The 14908-nt window shown below is 65.6% G+C and carries 13 protein-coding genes and 1 tRNA gene; 6 read left to right on the top strand and 8 right to left on the bottom strand.

What is annotated here, in order from left to right; all coding sequences use genetic code 11:
- Positions 1 to 15: 15 nt before the first annotated feature.
- From V6M63_RS02070 to V6M63_RS02050, 5 genes are all read left to right on the top strand, one after another.
- Positions 16 to 1176 (top strand): PilT/PilU family type 4a pilus ATPase, encoded by a 1161-nt coding sequence (locus V6M63_RS02070; RefSeq protein ID WP_332738957.1) that lies wholly within the window; start codon positions 16 to 18, stop codon positions 1174 to 1176.
- A 4-nt stretch (positions 1177 to 1180) separates the two neighbouring features.
- A complete protein-coding gene (gene dapE / locus V6M63_RS02065) occupies positions 1181 to 2353 on the top strand; it encodes a succinyl-diaminopimelate desuccinylase (RefSeq protein WP_332738956.1) in 1173 nt (390 codons plus the stop codon).
- Positions 2354 to 2360: 7 nt separating this feature from the next.
- Positions 2361 to 3266, top strand: a complete 906-nt coding sequence (prmB, locus tag V6M63_RS02060) for a 50S ribosomal protein L3 N(5)-glutamine methyltransferase (protein WP_332738955.1) — start codon at positions 2361 to 2363, stop codon at positions 3264 to 3266.
- Complete coding sequence (locus V6M63_RS02055; RefSeq protein ID WP_332738954.1) at positions 3263 to 5266, top strand: ATP-binding cassette domain-containing protein; 2004 nt, start codon at positions 3263 to 3265, stop codon at positions 5264 to 5266. The genes prmB and V6M63_RS02055 overlap by 4 nt, the downstream gene beginning before the upstream one ends.
- 106 nt (positions 5267 to 5372) lie before the next feature.
- Complete coding sequence (locus tag V6M63_RS02050) at positions 5373 to 5621, top strand: GlsB/YeaQ/YmgE family stress response membrane protein (RefSeq protein ID WP_056265966.1); 249 nt, start codon at positions 5373 to 5375, stop codon at positions 5619 to 5621.
- Positions 5622 to 5704: 83 nt separating this feature from the next.
- On the opposite strand, the gene V6M63_RS02045 is transcribed toward V6M63_RS02050, so the two are convergent.
- From V6M63_RS02045 to tolB, 6 genes are all read right to left on the bottom strand, one after another.
- Positions 5705 to 5780: transfer RNA gene (locus V6M63_RS02045), tRNA-Lys, on the bottom strand.
- 42 nt (positions 5781 to 5822) lie between these two features.
- On the bottom strand, positions 5823 to 6677 hold the full coding sequence (locus V6M63_RS02040) for a tRNA threonylcarbamoyladenosine dehydratase (protein WP_442909520.1): 855 nt from the start codon (positions 6675 to 6677) through the stop codon (positions 5823 to 5825).
- Entirely contained in the window at positions 6656 to 7768 is a 1113-nt protein-coding gene (locus V6M63_RS02035; protein WP_332738948.1) for a YeeE/YedE family protein, read from the bottom strand. Before V6M63_RS02035 ends, V6M63_RS02040 begins: the two co-directional genes overlap by 22 nt.
- Positions 7769 to 7840: 72 nt before the next feature.
- Positions 7841 to 8605: a tol-pal system protein YbgF gene (gene ybgF, locus V6M63_RS02030; RefSeq protein WP_332738946.1), complete on the bottom strand. Its 765-nt coding sequence runs from the start codon at positions 8603 to 8605 to the stop codon at positions 7841 to 7843.
- A gap of 2 nt (positions 8606 to 8607) precedes the next feature.
- Complete coding sequence (gene pal, locus V6M63_RS02025; protein ID WP_332738944.1) at positions 8608 to 9192, bottom strand: peptidoglycan-associated lipoprotein Pal; 585 nt, start codon at positions 9190 to 9192, stop codon at positions 8608 to 8610.
- Positions 9193 to 9255: 63 nt separating this feature from the next.
- Entirely contained in the window at positions 9256 to 10569 is a 1314-nt protein-coding gene (gene tolB, locus V6M63_RS02020; protein ID WP_332738942.1) for a Tol-Pal system beta propeller repeat protein TolB, read from the bottom strand.
- Between the two features lie 152 nt (positions 10570 to 10721).
- Between tolB and msbA the strand changes: the two genes are divergently transcribed.
- A complete protein-coding gene (msbA, locus tag V6M63_RS02015) occupies positions 10722 to 12563 on the top strand; it encodes a lipid A export permease/ATP-binding protein MsbA (RefSeq protein ID WP_442909519.1) in 1842 nt (613 codons plus the stop codon).
- Positions 12564 to 12660: 97 nt separating this feature from the next.
- Here msbA and V6M63_RS02010 read toward each other — a convergent pair whose 3' ends face one another.
- Together V6M63_RS02010 and V6M63_RS02005 are read right to left on the bottom strand one after the other, a co-directional pair.
- A complete protein-coding gene (locus tag V6M63_RS02010) occupies positions 12661 to 14211 on the bottom strand; it encodes an Rne/Rng family ribonuclease (RefSeq protein WP_332738938.1) in 1551 nt (516 codons plus the stop codon).
- A gap of 28 nt (positions 14212 to 14239) precedes the next feature.
- On the bottom strand, positions 14240 to 14857 hold the full coding sequence (locus tag V6M63_RS02005; RefSeq protein WP_332738936.1) for a Maf family protein: 618 nt from the start codon (positions 14855 to 14857) through the stop codon (positions 14240 to 14242).
- Between the last annotated feature and the right edge of the window lie 51 nt (positions 14858 to 14908).

Raw genomic sequence — 14908 nt, 5'->3', positions numbered from 1 at the left:
AGGGAAAGGCACGACATGAGCAGCGGAACAATGGAGCGCATCCTGCGCCTGATGGCCGAGAAGAAGGCCTCGGACGTGTACCTGACGGCGCATGCGCCGGCCATGATCAAGATCAACGGCCAGACCATCCCGATCAACAGCCAGGTGCTGCCGCCCGAGGCCCCGCGCAACCTGCTCTCGGAAATCGTGCCGTCCACCCGCATGGAAGAGCTGCAGGAGACCGGCGAACTCAACATGGCGGTGCCCTTGGAAGCGCTGGGCAATTTCCGCATCAGCGCGTTTCGCCAGCGCGGCCAGGTGGCCGTGGTGATCCGCTACATCCCGGGCGACATTCCGGCGCTCGATTCGCTGAATGTGGCGCCCGTGCTGGCCGATCTGGTGATGGAAAAACGCGGCCTGGTGCTCATGGTGGGTGCCACCGGCGCCGGCAAGAGCACCACGCTGGCGGCCATGATCGATCACCGCAACGAATGCGCCAGCGGTCACGTGCTCACCATCGAAGACCCGATCGAATACGTCTACCGCAACAAGAAGTCGGTGGTGAACCAGCGCGAGATCGGGCCCGACACCGCCTCGTTGCAGATCGCGCTGAAGAACGCGTTGCGCCAGGCGCCCGACGTGATCCTGATCGGTGAAATCCGCGACCGCGAGACCATGTCGGCCGCGATCGCTTACGCCCAGTCGGGTCACCTGTGCCTGGCCACGCTGCACGCCAACAACAGCTACCAGGCCCTCAACCGCATCCTGAGCTTCTACCCGGTCGAGGTGCGCCCCACCATGCTGGGTGACCTGGCAGCCGCCCTGCGCGCCATCGTGTCGCAGCGGCTGCTGCGCACCCACACCGGCAGCCGCGTGCCGGCCATGGAGGTGCTGCTCAACACCTCCTTGATCGCCGACCTGATCCAGAAGGCCGATTTCTCCGGCGTGCGCGAAGCCATGGAGAAGTCGCTGGCCGATGGTTCGCAAAGTTTCGAGCAGGACCTGGCTCGCCTCATCAACGATGGTCTGGTCACGCGCAACGAAGGCCTGGCACAGGCCGACTCGCCCAACAACCTGTTGTGGCGTTTGCAGAACGACTTCCACGCGAGCAAGTCGAACGATGCGGCCAACGCGAGCGACGAAGACACCACCGAAAACGCCACCTTCACCGAGTTCACGCTCGACGTGAAGTATTGACCCGATGACCGATACCCTGCGCCTGACCGAACAGCTCATCGCCCGCGCCTCCGTCACGCCGCGCGATGAGGGCTGCCAGTCGGTCATTGCGCAGCGCCTCTCGGCGCTGGGCTTCGTGTGCGAGACGATCGAAAGCGGCCCCGACGATTTCCGGGTGACCAACCTGTGGGCCCGGCTGGGCACCGGCCAGCAGCCCACGCTGATCTTTGCCGGCCACACCGACGTGGTGCCCACCGGGCCCACCACCGCGTGGAGCAGCGATCCGTTCGCTCCGACGCACCGCGACGGCAAGCTCTACGGCCGAGGCGCCAGCGACATGAAAACCTCGCTGGCAGCCATGGTGGTGGCCTGCGAAGAGTTCGTGGCCGACCACCCCCGGCCAGCCATTGACATCGCCTTCCTGCTCACCAGCGACGAGGAAGGCCCGGCGCTGGATGGCACGGTGGTGGTGTGCGAGCAATTGAAGCAACGCGGCGAGCGGCTGGACTGGTGCATCGTGGGCGAACCCACCTCGGTGGAACGCACCGGCGACATGATCAAGAACGGCCGCCGTGGCACCCTGAGCGGCAAGCTCACCGTCAAGGGCATCCAGGGCCACATCGCCTACCCGCACCTGGCGAAAAACCCGATCCATCTCGCCGCCCCCGCGCTGGCCGAGTTGGCTGCCACCAGTTGGGACGAGGGCAACGCGTTTTTCCCGCCCACCAGCTGGCAGATCAGCAACATCCACGGCGGCACCGGCGCGAGCAACGTGATCCCCGGCACGGTAGTGATCGACTTCAACTTCCGCTTTTCCACCGAGTCCACGCCAGAAGGCCTGCAACAGCGCGTGGTCGAACTGCTGGCGCGCCACGGTCTTCAGGCCGCAGACGGCTACGACCTGGCCTGGACGCTGGGCGGGCGGCCCTTTCTCACCCCACCGGGCACGCTGGTGGCCGCGGTGCGCGACGCCATCCGCAGCGAGACCGGCCTGGAAACCGAACTCTCCACCACGGGCGGCACCAGCGACGGGCGGTTCATCGCCCAGGTGTGCCCGCAGGTGATCGAACTCGGACCACCCAACGCCACCATCCACAAGATCGACGAGCACGTGGCCCTGGCCGACATCGAACCGCTCAAAAATATTTACCGCCGCACGCTGGACAACCTGTCCCGCCTCGCCGGCACTCCAGACTGAGCGCCCCGTGAAACTGAAAGAATTGCTGGCCGCGGCCACCCGCCGCCTGGATGCGGCCCATCTGGCTTATGGCCATGGCACCACCAACGCGCGCGACGAAGCCACCTGGCTCGTGCTGTGGCAGCTTGGCCTGCCACTGGACAGCGATCTGGACGCCCTGGCTCGCCAACCCATCACGGCGCAGCAACAAGCCGCGGTGGAGGCGCTGGTCCAGCGCCGGATCGACTCCCGCGAACCCGCGGCCTACCTCACCGGCGAAGCCTGGCTGCAGGGTGTTCCCTTCCACGTGGACCGGCGTGCCATCGTGCCGCGCAGCTTCATCGCCGAACTGCTGGCCGAGGGCTCGATCGACCCCTGGCTGGATGAGAAGACGCGCGACGTGCTCGATCTGTGCACCGGCAACGGCAGCCTGGCCGTGCTCGCGGCCATGGCCTACCCCGACGTGCGCGTGACCGGCGCCGACATCTCGATCGAGGCACTGGAAGTCGCGCGCATCAACGTGGCGCGTCACGAGCTGCAGAACCGTATCCAGCTCGTGGTGTCCGACGGCCTGAAGAACTGCCCCGGCCCCTGGGACCTCGTCCTGTGCAACCCGCCGTATGTGAACGCCCGCAGCATGGCCGCGCTCCCACCCGAATACCGCGCCGAACCCGCCCTGGCGCTGGATGGCAACACCGCCGGCAATGTGGACGGCATGGACTTCGTGCGCCAGCTGATCCGCGACATCCCCAGACGCCTCAAGCCCCAGGGCGTGCTGGTGCTGGAAATCGGCAACGAACGCGAGCACTTCGAAGCCGCGTTCCCCCACCTGGAAACCGTCTGGCTCGCCACCAGCGCCGGCGACGACCAGGTTCTCCTGCTCACCCTTGATTCCCTTTTGGCGCTGCCCACCTCGCAGACGCCCGCTCCATGATCACTTTGAAAAACCTTGTCCTTCGCCGCGGTGTGAAGGTCCTGCTCGACAACGCGTCCTGCACCATCAACCCGGGCGAAAAAGTCGGTCTCGTGGGGCGCAACGGCGCAGGCAAATCCAGCCTGTTCGGGCTGCTCAACCACACGCTGCACGAAGACAAGGGCGACTTCTACGTGCCCCCGCAGTGGCGCATGGCACAGGTGGCGCAGGACATGCCCGAGACCGAGCAGTCGGCCACGCAGTTCGTGATCGAGGGCGACGTGACACTGTTGGCCGCCCAGCAGGAAGTGACCGCCTCGGAAGACAGCGGCGACGGCGAGCGCATGGCGCACGCCTACATGGCCCTGCATGACGCGGGTGCACACGACGCGCCCGCCCGCGCGCAGGCCCTCATCCTGGGTCTGGGGTTCCGCACCGACGAACTCGAGCGCCCGGTCAACAGCTTTTCGGGCGGCTGGCGCATGCGCCTGCAACTCGCGCGCGCGCTGATGTGCCCGAGCGAGCTGCTGCTGCTCGACGAGCCCACCAACCACCTGGACCTCGATGCACTGGTCTGGCTGGAAGCCTGGCTCAAGCGCTACGAAGGCACCATGCTGGTCATCAGCCACGACCGCGAGTTTCTTGACGCGGTGACCAACGTCACCATCCATATCCACACCGCGCAGCTCACGCGCTATGGCGGCAACTACAGCCGTTTTGAAGACATGCGCGCCGAGCAGATGGCGCTGCAGCAGTCGGCCTATTCGCGCCAGCAGGACAAGATGGCGCACCTGCAGAAGTTCATCGACCGCTTCAAGGCCAAGGCCAGCAAGGCCAAGCAGGCGCAAAGCCGCGTGAAGGCGCTGGAGCGCATGGAGAAGATCGGACCGGTGCTGGCCGATGCCGACTTCACCTTCGAGTTCGCCGAGCCGCAGAACCTGCCCAACCCGATGCTGGCCATGAGCGACGCCAGCTTCGGTTATCCACCGCCCGACGAAGGCAGTGAGCCCACCATCATCGTCAGGAACATCAGCCGTTCGGTGCTCGCGGGCCAACGCATCGGCATCCTCGGTGCCAACGGCCAGGGCAAGTCCACCGTGGTCAAGACCATCGCGCGCGACCTGCAGCCGTTGGCCGGCCAGATCACCGAAGGCAAGGGCCTGAACATCGGCTACTTCGCGCAGCAAGAGCTCGACGTGCTGCGCCCGGCCGATACACCGCTCGAACACATGATCCGCCTGGTTCGCGAATGCACCGCCGAGGGCCGGCTGAGCGGCCAGCCCACACGCGAACAAGACCTTCGCAGCTTCCTCGGCAATTTCAATTTCACCGGCGACCAGGTCAAGCAGAGCGTGGGCAGCATGAGCGGCGGCGAAAAGGCCCGCCTGGTGCTGTGCATGATCGTCTGGCAGCGCCCCAACCTGCTGCTGCTCGACGAGCCCACCAACCACCTGGATCTCGCCACCCGCGAGGCCTTGTCGGTGGCACTGAACGAATTCGAAGGCACCGTCATGCTGGTCAGCCACGACCGTGCCCTGTTGCGCGCGGTGTGCGACGAGTTCTGGCTGGTCTCGCGCGGCGGCATCGAGCCGTTTGACGGCGACCTTGACGACTACCAGCGCTACCTGCTGGACATGGCCAAACAATCGCGCGAGGCGCAACGCCAGGAACAACGCGACGCACAACGCAGTCCGGTGGCCGCCCCCGTGGCTGCGCCCGAGCAGAAGACCAGAACGGTCGAGCCGAACCGTTCGCCCGAGCAGAAACGCAGCGATGCCCAACGCCGCCAGCAGCTGGCCGAGAAGGCCAAGCCGCTGAAGAAAGAGCTCGAGCAGACCGAGAAACGCATGGCGCAACTCGCACAGGAGAAAACCCGGCTGGAAGCCAGCATGAGCCAACCCCTCAGCCCGGCCGACCTGGCCCACAACGGCAAGCAGCTCAAGGCGTTGAACGACGAGAACGAAGCGCTCGAAGCGCGCTGGCTGGAGCTCACCGAAGCCATCGAGGCCGTCAGCGCCTGACCCGTTGATGGACAGCCGCAGGCTCGGCGAGGGACGAGGGTGAAAAGCAGCTAGAGTGCAAGTTCTATTGCTTTTGTATCAACCCCAACCTTCAGGAGCCTCGCGAATGATGTCCATCCTCGGTACCCTCTTCATCGGCCTGATCGCCGGTTTCATCGCACGCGCCATCAAGCCCGGCAACGACAGCATGGGCTGGATCATGACCGCCCTCCTCGGTGTCGCCGGCGCGTTCCTGGCCGGTTATCTCGGCGCAGCACTTGGTCTGTACCGCCAGGGCGATCCGGTCGGTTTCCTGGCTTCGGTGGTCGGCGCGATCATCCTGCTGGTGATCTACGGCTTCTTCAAGAAGCGCTGAGTTGTAGCGAGGCGCCACCCGCCGCATGACATGCAGCGGGCAACAAAAAAGCCCTGATCTTTCGATCAGGGCTTCACATGTTTTGGTGGGACGTGCGGGGGTCGAACCCACGACAAACGGATTAAAAGTCCGCTGCTCTACCAACTGAGCTAACGTCCCATCAGGGTTTCGCGTTCTGCACAATGTGCTTCCTGCGAAGCCTCAAATTATAGCTTCTTTTTTGGTGACTTTTGAAGGCCTTGTCGAGATTGCTTTCGCATCTTTCGACACGGTGTTCAGCACCCACCCGGCGGCACAAAAACCGAAGGTCGCCGTGACACTCACCACCGAGCCGTAACCATGGCAATTGAGCGAACCATCAGCGCCCTCGATGTTGCACGAAGCATCAGGCGGGGCCACGGTTTCGCGACTGAACACGCAGCCCACACCCATGCTCCCCGCGCGCGCGCCGCCGTGGTGCTTGCGCAAGCGGTAGCGCAATTGAGCCAGCAAAGGATCGTGCGTGACCTCGGCCAGATCAGCGACATCAACCGCATGAGCGAGCTGCTTGCCGCCAGCGGCACCCACCGTGATGAAGGGCACCGAGTGAGCGGCTGCCCAGGCGGCCAAGGTCGTTTTGGCGCGCACCTGGTCACAGGCATCGATGACGGCCGAGGGCAAACTTGCCAGTCCCGGCACAGCATCGAGCAAGGCGGGCCAGTTGTCGGGCGTCACGAAGTCATCGACCACGTCGACCACACAACCGGGGTGAAAAAGCGCAATGCGTTCGCGCATCGCTTCGGCCTTGGCCTGGCCGAGGGTCGGCTCCAGGGCATGGATCTGCCGGTTGATGTTGGATTCAGACACATGGTCCAGGTCGATCAGCGTGAGGCGCCGAACGCCGCTGCGCGCCAGGGCCTCCACCGCCCAGGACCCGACACCACCGATGCCCACCACCACCACATGCGCATCGAAAACGCGTCGAGCTCCGTCGACACCATAGAGTCGGCGCAGGCCGCCAAAGCGCCGCTCGAAGGATTCGCTGGCGTCGTGCGTCACTCGCGGTCCAGCAACCATATCTGGAATCGAAAGCCACCGATGGCACCCAGCACGATCCCGGTCACGGCGATGATGCTCGTCAGGCTGAGCGTGGACAGGCCCGACATGCCCTGCCCCACGGTGCAGCCCAGCGCCGTGACACCACCCACACCCATGCAGACGGCACCGGCCATGTGCAGCGCCGTGTCTTGCGTGGTACGGAAACCCTCCCAGCGGAAGCTGCCTTCGAGCAAGGCGCAGATGAACGCTCCGACGACCATGCCCACCACCGTGACGATGCCGAAGGTGAGCACCTTGGAGGAATCGCTGAAAAAGATGAGCCAGTCCAGTGTGAACGCCATCGGTGCGGTGAAGGTCAGTGCCTCCATGCGCCCGGTGTTGCTGCCCAGGTAGACCGCCTCCAGTGTCTCGGGGTGTTCGGCCACGTAACCCAGTCGACCGCTGACCCACCACATCGCGATCACCACCAGCCCGAGCCCGATGCCGGCGAGCAGGTTGTTCCCGGTGCGGAAGTCCCGGCCCACCAGTGCCCACACCACGAGGGCACCACCCACCACCAGCGCGAAGACCAAACCGGTGAGCGCCGGCTCCATGCCCGTTGCGCTGGCCAGCCAGGCCGGCAGCGCAGACCCGGAGGCCATGTCGAAACTGACCTTGTCCACGGTGTTGACGCGCAGCACCGCGGTCACGCCGCGCAAGGTGGCAAAAGCAGCAATGCCCATGACGAAAAAGACCACCAGCGACTTCAAGCTGCCCGCGCCGATGCGCACCAAGGTCTTGCTGCCACAGCCCGACGCCAGCACCATGCCGAAGCCAAACAGGAGCCCACCCACCATGGCCGAGAGCCAGATCACGCGACTGCTGGTGTAGATGCTCTGGGTTGGATCGATCCAGCCCAGCCAGGCCATGCCGTAGAAGCCGATCATGGCAATGCCCACCGCCATGCCCCACATGCGCATGCGCGTCCAGTCGCCCATGTTCACGATGTCGCTGATCGCGCCCATGGTGCAGAAATGGGTGCGTTGGGCGATGAACCCGAAGACAACGGCCACCGCGAAGGCGGCCCAGAGCACAAGGGCGTTCAGTTTGAGAAGGTCGGCGATTTCCATGGCCGCCATTGTAGGAGGCGGCCCCTGCCCCTCATGAACGAACGGAACGCGCGCCGAAGCGCGCGTCTGGCGTCAGCGCAGGCGGGCCAGCCGTTCGCGCGCCGCTGCCGCGGCTTCGGAGTTTGGATACACCTTCACGAGGTCTTCCAGCGTGCGCTTGGCGGTGCGTGGATCTTTCAGTTCGATCTGGCTGTTGGCCATGGCGAGCATGGCCTCGGGCGTGCGCACGTGGGCAGGAAACTCGCGCACCAGCCGGCCGTGGGTGACCACGGCTTCCTTGTAGGCGCGGCTGGCGTACTGGGCGTTGCCCAACCAGTACAGCACCGACGGCGTGTAGCCGCTGGCCGGATACCGCTGCAGGAAGCCGGCATAGGCCGCAGACGCGGGCTGGAATTCGGATTTGCGCAACTGAGCCATCGCGGCCTCGAAGTCGTTCTTCTCGGCGGGCGCTGCCGTGAAGGTCTGGCCGTCGTACTCGACGCGCAGGGGTTCCACCTGGCGCAGGCGTTCGTCGATGCCCGACTGCACATCTTTTTGCTGGCGTTGCAGCTCGGAGACTTCGCGCGCCAGCTGTTCGTTCTGACCCCTCAGCCGGGCCAGCTCCGCGCGCAGCTGCTCGATCTGGTTGGACAGCTCGAGCAGGCTGCGCCGCGTGCCCGCATCACCTTCCCGCGCCTCTGCGGCCGCGGCGTCGGTGGCCTGCTTGTTGGCATCCACCTTCTGGCGCAGCTCGATGATGGCCTTGCGGGCCTCGTCGTCGCCGAACAGCGCGTGTGCCTGAAAGGGCCACAGGACCGCCAGGGAAAGCGCCCAGGGCGCTGCGGTGGAGAGCTTCATGTTCAACGGTAGGTCAATTCAACGCGGCGGTTCTTGGCGAAAGCGGCTTCATCCAGCCCCGCTTGCGCCGGCTTCTCTTCACCAAAGCTCACGGCTTCCATCTGTGTTTCGGTCACGCCCAGCAGGCCCAGTGCACGGCGCACGGCTTCGGCGCGCTTCTGGCCCAGCGCCAGGTTGTATTCACGACCACCGCGCTCGTCGGTGTGACCTTCGAGGTTCACACGGCGGGTGCGGTTGGCGTTGAGGTAGCGTGCGTTGGCTTCCAGCGTGGCGGCCGAGTCGGCCTTCACCTCGAAGCTGTCGTAGTCAAAATAAATGATGCGGGCCACGGCTGCAGGCTGGGCCGAATCGGCGCCACCCACGGCCACGCCGGACACGCCGCGCGGATCAACCGCGCCACCCTGACCACCCGCGGCAGCGCCGGAATCGAGCGCTGAACCGGAGCGGTCTTCAACCGGCACATCATCGAGCTTCACACCGGAGCTGCAAGCGGCCAGCACGGCGGCCAGCCCGAGGCCGGCGACCAGGCGAATGCCGCGCTGGGCCCAGCTGTTTCGGACGGCGGAGGTGTTCTGGATGTTGTTCATGTGAAGATTCCTTGGAATTGAAAAGATGGATGCGATTGGGAGCAGGAGGGCTCCCCATGTGAATCAGCGCAGGAACGGGCCCCATTCGGGTTCCCGGATGTCACCCTGCGCGCCGGCCAGACGGGTCTTGATGCGCCCGTCCACCGTGGTGGTCATGAGGGCTTCCTGGCCCTTCTCCCGGGTGGCGTAAATGATCATGCGGCTGTTGGGCGAGAAGCTGGGGCTCTCGTCGGCATTGGACTCGGTCAGCGCCGTGACGGTGCCGCTGGAGAGTTCCATCACGTGCAGGCGGAACGCACCGTTGACTCGCGAGACGAAAGCCAGCCAACGGCCATCGGGGCTGGGTGCCGGTGAGATGTTGTAGTTGCCGGTGAAGGTCAGGCGTTGCGCACCGCCGCCCTGGGCACCCATGCGATACACCTGCGGCGAGCCTCCGCGGTCGCTCACGAAATAGATGGTCTTGCCGTCGGGGCTGAACACCGGCTCGGTGTCGATGCTGGCCGACTGGCTGAGGCGGCGGGGCTCACCACCGTTGGCATCCATGGTGTAGACCTGTGCACCGCCGGAGAGCGAGAGCGTGGCCACCACCGAGCGGCCATCGGGCGACCACGACGGTGCGCTGTTGGAGCCCTTGAAGTTTGCCAGCAGACGCCGCTTGCCCGACGCCACATCGTGCGCGTAGATCACGGGTTTGCGGGCTTCGAACGACACGTAGGCCAGTTGCGCGCCACCCGGGGCCCAGCTCGGCGAGATGATGGGTTCGGGGCTCGTGAGGGCCGCGCGCGCATTTTCGCCGTCGGCGTCGGCCACCCACAGGTTGTGGCGCTGCGCGGATTTGGTGACGTACGCAATGCGGGTTGAGAACACGCCCTTCTCACCGGTGATCTTCTCGTAGATGAAATCGGCCACACGATGCGCGGCCAGTCTCAGGTCCTGCGCGCCCACCGGGTAGCTCAGGCCACCGAGATCCTGACCACGGACCACGTCCCAGAGGCGGAAACGCACGTCAAAGCGGCCGTCGGCCAGTTTGGTGACGCTGCCGGTGAGCAAGGAATCGGACCTGCGCTCGCGCCAGGGGCCGAGATCGGGGCGGGAGGTTTCGTCCAGTCCGCCCGCAACGGGCTCGACAAAACGGAATTGCCCGCTGCGCTCGAGGTCGGCTCGCACAATGGCGGCGATGTTCTCGCTGGCCACGTCGTTGCCACGGAAACCCACGGCAGAGAATGGAAACTGGGTGAGGCCAACGCCCGCCACTTCAACCCGGAACTGGGCCTGCGAGGCCAAGGGCCAGCCGAGCAGCGGCAGTGTGGAAACCAGGCCGAGCGCGCGGCGTCTCGGAATCAGGGGCAGCGCGTTGTGTCGGGTCAAATCCAGCATGCTGTGTGTGTCGCTTGTCCTGAGGTCGCAGCAGGGGCAAAACGCCCTGCACAGCCGACCGATAATAACGGAGGCATCCGGCCCTTCCGTGACAAGATGTGTGCGCGCAGGGCCGGCGCTTGTGGTGCAAGGCTGATTCAGCGCCGTGCGGAATGTTCCGCAAGCCCGCACATTTTGGGACCGATCCGCTTTTGACCGCATCCAACCGCTCCAACCCGCCCCTGGCCGGCACGCTGACCCAGCGCCTGCTGCGCCTGTGGCCTTATTTCCGCTCGGCCAAGACCGGCATCGCACTGGCGGCCGTCAGCACGCTGATCGGCGCGCTGACCGAGCCACTCATCCCTGCCCTGCTCAAGACCTTGCTCGACCGCGGCTTTGCCGAGGGCAACATCGACCTGTGGATGGTGCCGGTGGCGCTCATGGGGCTGTTCGGCATTCGGGGCATGGCGGGCTTTGTGGCGCAGTACACCTTGTCCTACACCGCCAGCCTGGGCCTGCTCAACCTGCGCCGGGCCATGTTCGTCAAGCTCAACGATGCCCAGATGACGCTGTTTGCCCGCCAGAGCGCGAGCAAACTGTCCAACACGCTGGTCTACGAGGTGCAGACCGGCTCGCAGATGCTGGTGTCGGCCTTCCTCACGCTCACCAAGGACAGCCTCACGGTGGTCGCGTTGATGGGCTACCTGTTCTACCTGAACTGGAAGCTCACGCTGATCGTGCTGACCGTGTTTCCAGGCCTGATCCTGATCATGCGGGTGCTCTCGCGCCGCCTCTACAAGCTCACCCGCGACAGCCAGACCGCCACCGACGAACTCGCCTATGTGGTGGAAGAAAACGCCCTGGCCCACCGCATGGTGCGGCTGCACGGCGCCCAGGCACGCCAGACCGAGCGCTTCGATGTGTTGAGCGTGGCGCTGCGCCGGCTGGCACTCAAGTCCACCGTCGCCATGGCGGCCATGACGCCGCTCACCCAGTTGCTGGCCTCGGCCGCTCTCTCCGCCGTGATCGCCGTGGCGCTGTGGCAAAGCAACAGCAGTGGTGTCACCGTGGGCAATTTCGTGGCCTTCGTCACCGCGATGCTGATGCTGATCACGCCGATCCGGCACCTGGCGGAAATCAGCGCGCCGATCACGCGAGGTCTCGCGGCACTGGAGCGCGGGCTTGAACTCATCGAGAACACGCCTGAGCAGCCCGGCGGCGCCCACACGGCCGACCGCGTGACCGGCTCCATCGCCATGACCGACGTGTGGGTGCGCTACCCCGCCAAGGACGATCAGGTGGTGCGCAGCGATGACGACAGCCTCGTGGCCCTGCGCGGCATCTCGCTGAACATCCATCCCGGCGAGACCGTGGCCTTCGTCGGGCCATCGGGCTCGGGCAAGACCACCCTGGTCAACCTGCTCCCGCGCTTCGTGGAGTTCGAGCGCGGCGACATCCGGCTTGACGACGTGCCGCTGACCGACTGGAACCTGACCAGCCTGCGTCGCCAGTACGCCATGGTGAGCCAGGACGTGGTGATGCTCAACGACACGCTCGCGGCCAATGTGGCCCTGGGAGCCATGGGCAACGAGATCGATGAGGGCCGCGTGCGCGCGGCACTGGTGTCAGCCAATCTCGGCGAGCTGATCGAACGCCTGCCCCAAGGCATTCACAGCACCGTGGGGCACAACGCCGCCGAGCTCTCGGGCGGTCAGCGCCAGCGGCTGGCGATCGCACGCGCCATCTACAAGGACGCGCCCATCCTGATCCTGGACGAAGCCACCTCGGCACTGGACAACGAATCGGAGCGGTTGGTGCAGGACGCACTGGCCCGGTTGATGAAGGGTCGCACAACGCTGGTGATTGCGCACCGCCTTTCCACCATCGAACACGCCGACCGCGTGGTCGTGCTGGCCGATGGGCGCATCAGCGAACAAGGCACACACCGGGAGCTGCTGCAGGCCGACGGGCTGTACGCGCGGCTGCACGCCCAGAGCTTCAGACCCGAGGTATAGGTCGGAGAAAGAGGTTCCATCCAGGAACACCGCGGAACCGGCTTTGCCGGGCCGCAGGTGTTGCCCCTGGGGAGGCGCCGCAGGCGCTTCGGGGAGCCTACAACAACACGATGTCGTACTGCTCTTGCGTCATTGAATTCTCGCTCTGCAGCGAAATCGGCTTGCCGATGAAGTCCGACAGGCCCGCCAGGTGGGCTCGCTCTTCGTCCAGAAACAGCTCCACCACCTTGGCCGAGGCCACCACGCGGAATTCGCGTGGGTTGAAGGCGCGGGCTTCGCGCAGGATCTCGCGCAGGATGTCGTAGCACACGCTGCGCGCGGTTTTCACCACGCCTTTGCCGCTGCAGGCTTCGCAGGGCTCGCTGAGCATGTGCGCCAACGATTCGCGTGTGCGCTTGCGCGTCATCTCAACCAGACCGAGCTGCGAGAAGCCGCCGGTCATGGTTTTCACGCGGTCGCGCGCGAGCTGTTTGCGGAACTCGCTGAGCACCGAATCCCGGTGGTCTTCGCGCACCATGTCGATGAAATCCACGATGACGATGCCACCCAGGTTGCGCAGGCGCAACTGGCGCGCGATGGCCTGTGCCGCTTCCAGGTTGGTGCGAAACACGGTGTCGTCGAAATTGCGCGCACCCACAAAACCACCGGTGTTCACGTCCACCGTGGTCAGCGCCTCGGTCTGGTCGATCACCAGATACCCGCCCGATTTGAGATCGACCCGCCGGCTGAGCGCGCGCACGATGTCTTCATCCACGTTGAACAGGTCAAAGATCGGTCGCTCGCCGCTGTAGTGCTGCAGCTTGGCCACCGTGTCGGGCATGAACTCGGCGGCAAATGCGGTGAGCAGGCCGTGCTGCTCGCGCGAATCGATGCGGATGGAATGGGTGCCGGCGCCCACCAGATCGCGCAGCACGCGCTGCATCAGGTTCAGGTCTTCGTGCAGCAGCGTGGCCGAAGGCTGGCGCGTGGCCGCCTCCTTGATGCGCAACCAGGTCTTGCGCAAGTAGGCCGTGTCATCTGTCAGCTCCTCGTCGGTGGCGTCTTCGGCATTGGTGCGCAGGATGAACCCACCCGCTGCGCTGCCATCGGTGGTGGCCGTCAACTGCAGCAATCGCTGGCGCAAGGCTTCGCGCTGCGCCGGTGGAATTTTCTGCGAGACGCCGATGTGGTTGTCCTGCGGCAGAAACACCAGCAGGCGGCCCGCGATGCTGATCTGCGCGGTCAGGCGGGCGCCCTTGGTGCCGATCGGGTCCTTGAGCACCTGCACCATCAGCGCCTGGCCCTCGAAAATCTGGCGCTCGATCGGCAGCACCGGGTTGGGCGTGAGCAGCTTGCCGTTGGCGCCGGGCGCTGGCGCTGTGGGCTCGGATTCGACCGCCACCGGTGCGTTCGCGCGCGGTGCTGCGTGTTTGGCGGCGATGTTGGGCATGAGATCGGCCACGTGCAGGAAGGCAGCGCGGTCCAGACCGATGTCGATGAAGGCCGACTGCATGCCGGGCAGCACACGCGAAACCTTGCCCAGGTAGATGTTGCCGACCAGACCCCGCTCCAGCGTGCGCTCCAGGTGCACCTCCTGCACCGCCCCCTGCTCCACCACGGCCACCCGCGTTTCCTGTGGCGACCAATTGATCAGAATGTCCTGGCTCATGGGGCCCTTCTCCGTGGCACGTTGCGGTTCAGATCAGCCGCACACCGGCGGCGTGCAGCACCTGCGCTGTCTCGTGCGCGGGCAAGCCCATGATGCCCGAATAGCTGCCGCTGATGTGGCTCACCCACAGGCTGGCCCGGCCCTGGATCGCATAGGCGCCGGCCTTGCCCATGGGCTCGCCGCTGGCCACATATCGCGCGATCTGCGTGGCGGTCAGCGGCTCGAACGTGACCCACGAAGTGGACAGGGCGCCATGGATGCGCGGGTTGCGTTTGCCGGGCACGCCCACCGCCACGGCGGTGAGCACGCGGTGGCGCTGGCCCGCCAGGCTGGCGAGCATGGTTGCGGCTTCTTGCGCGTCGGCCGGCTTGCCCAGGATGCGCCGGCCCAGCGCCACGGTGGTGTCGGCGCAGAGCACGGGCGCGCTCGGCAGGCCTCGGCGCTTCAAACGCGCCAGCGAAGCCTGAAGCTTCAGGCCGGTGACACGCTGCACGTAGGCTGCCGGCGCTTCACCCGGCAACACAGCTTCGAGCGACTCGGCGTCTTCGCTGGCATCGGGCAGCAGCAGTTCGCAGCGAACGCCCCACTGTTCAAGAAGCTGTTTGCGTCGGGGACTCTGTGAAGCGAGATAGATGAAGTCGGTCATATGCAGTTTCGCCGCCGGGCCGCCCAAGGCGAAACAGCCCCCTCAGGGGGC

It is taken from the genome of Hydrogenophaga sp., from assembly GCF_036675665.1.
Lineage (GTDB): Bacteria > Pseudomonadota > Gammaproteobacteria > Burkholderiales > Burkholderiaceae_C > Hydrogenophaga.
Note: the sequence above shows the minus strand (reverse complement) of the source record. Positions and strands in the feature narration are given on the sequence as shown.

Excerpts from the sequence above, each read along its gene's own strand:
- dapE (WP_332738956.1), top strand. The coding sequence starts at position 1,181 with ATGACCGATACCCTGCGCCTGACCGAACAGCTCATCGCCCGCGCCTCC.
- pal (WP_332738944.1), bottom strand. The coding sequence starts at position 9,192 with ATGAACAACATCCAGAACACCTCCGCCGTCCGAAACAGCTGGGCCCAG.
- V6M63_RS02005 (WP_332738936.1), bottom strand. The coding sequence starts at position 14,857 with ATGACCGACTTCATCTATCTCGCTTCACAGAGTCCCCGACGCAAACAG.
- V6M63_RS02035 (WP_332738948.1), bottom strand. The coding sequence starts at position 7,768 with ATGGAAATCGCCGACCTTCTCAAACTGAACGCCCTTGTGCTCTGGGCC.
- V6M63_RS02040 (WP_442909520.1), bottom strand. The coding sequence starts at position 6,677 with ATGGTTGCTGGACCGCGAGTGACGCACGACGCCAGCGAATCCTTCGAG.
- tolB (WP_332738942.1), bottom strand. The coding sequence starts at position 10,569 with ATGCTGGATTTGACCCGACACAACGCGCTGCCCCTGATTCCGAGACGC.
- V6M63_RS02010 (WP_332738938.1), bottom strand. The coding sequence starts at position 14,211 with ATGAGCCAGGACATTCTGATCAATTGGTCGCCACAGGAAACGCGGGTG.
- V6M63_RS02055 (WP_332738954.1), top strand. The coding sequence starts at position 3,263 with ATGATCACTTTGAAAAACCTTGTCCTTCGCCGCGGTGTGAAGGTCCTG.
- V6M63_RS02050 (WP_056265966.1), top strand. The coding sequence starts at position 5,373 with ATGATGTCCATCCTCGGTACCCTCTTCATCGGCCTGATCGCCGGTTTC.
- ybgF (WP_332738946.1), bottom strand. The coding sequence starts at position 8,605 with ATGAAGCTCTCCACCGCAGCGCCCTGGGCGCTTTCCCTGGCGGTCCTG.
- V6M63_RS02070 (WP_332738957.1), top strand. The coding sequence starts at position 16 with ATGAGCAGCGGAACAATGGAGCGCATCCTGCGCCTGATGGCCGAGAAG.
- msbA (WP_442909519.1), top strand. The coding sequence starts at position 10,722 with ATGTTCCGCAAGCCCGCACATTTTGGGACCGATCCGCTTTTGACCGCA.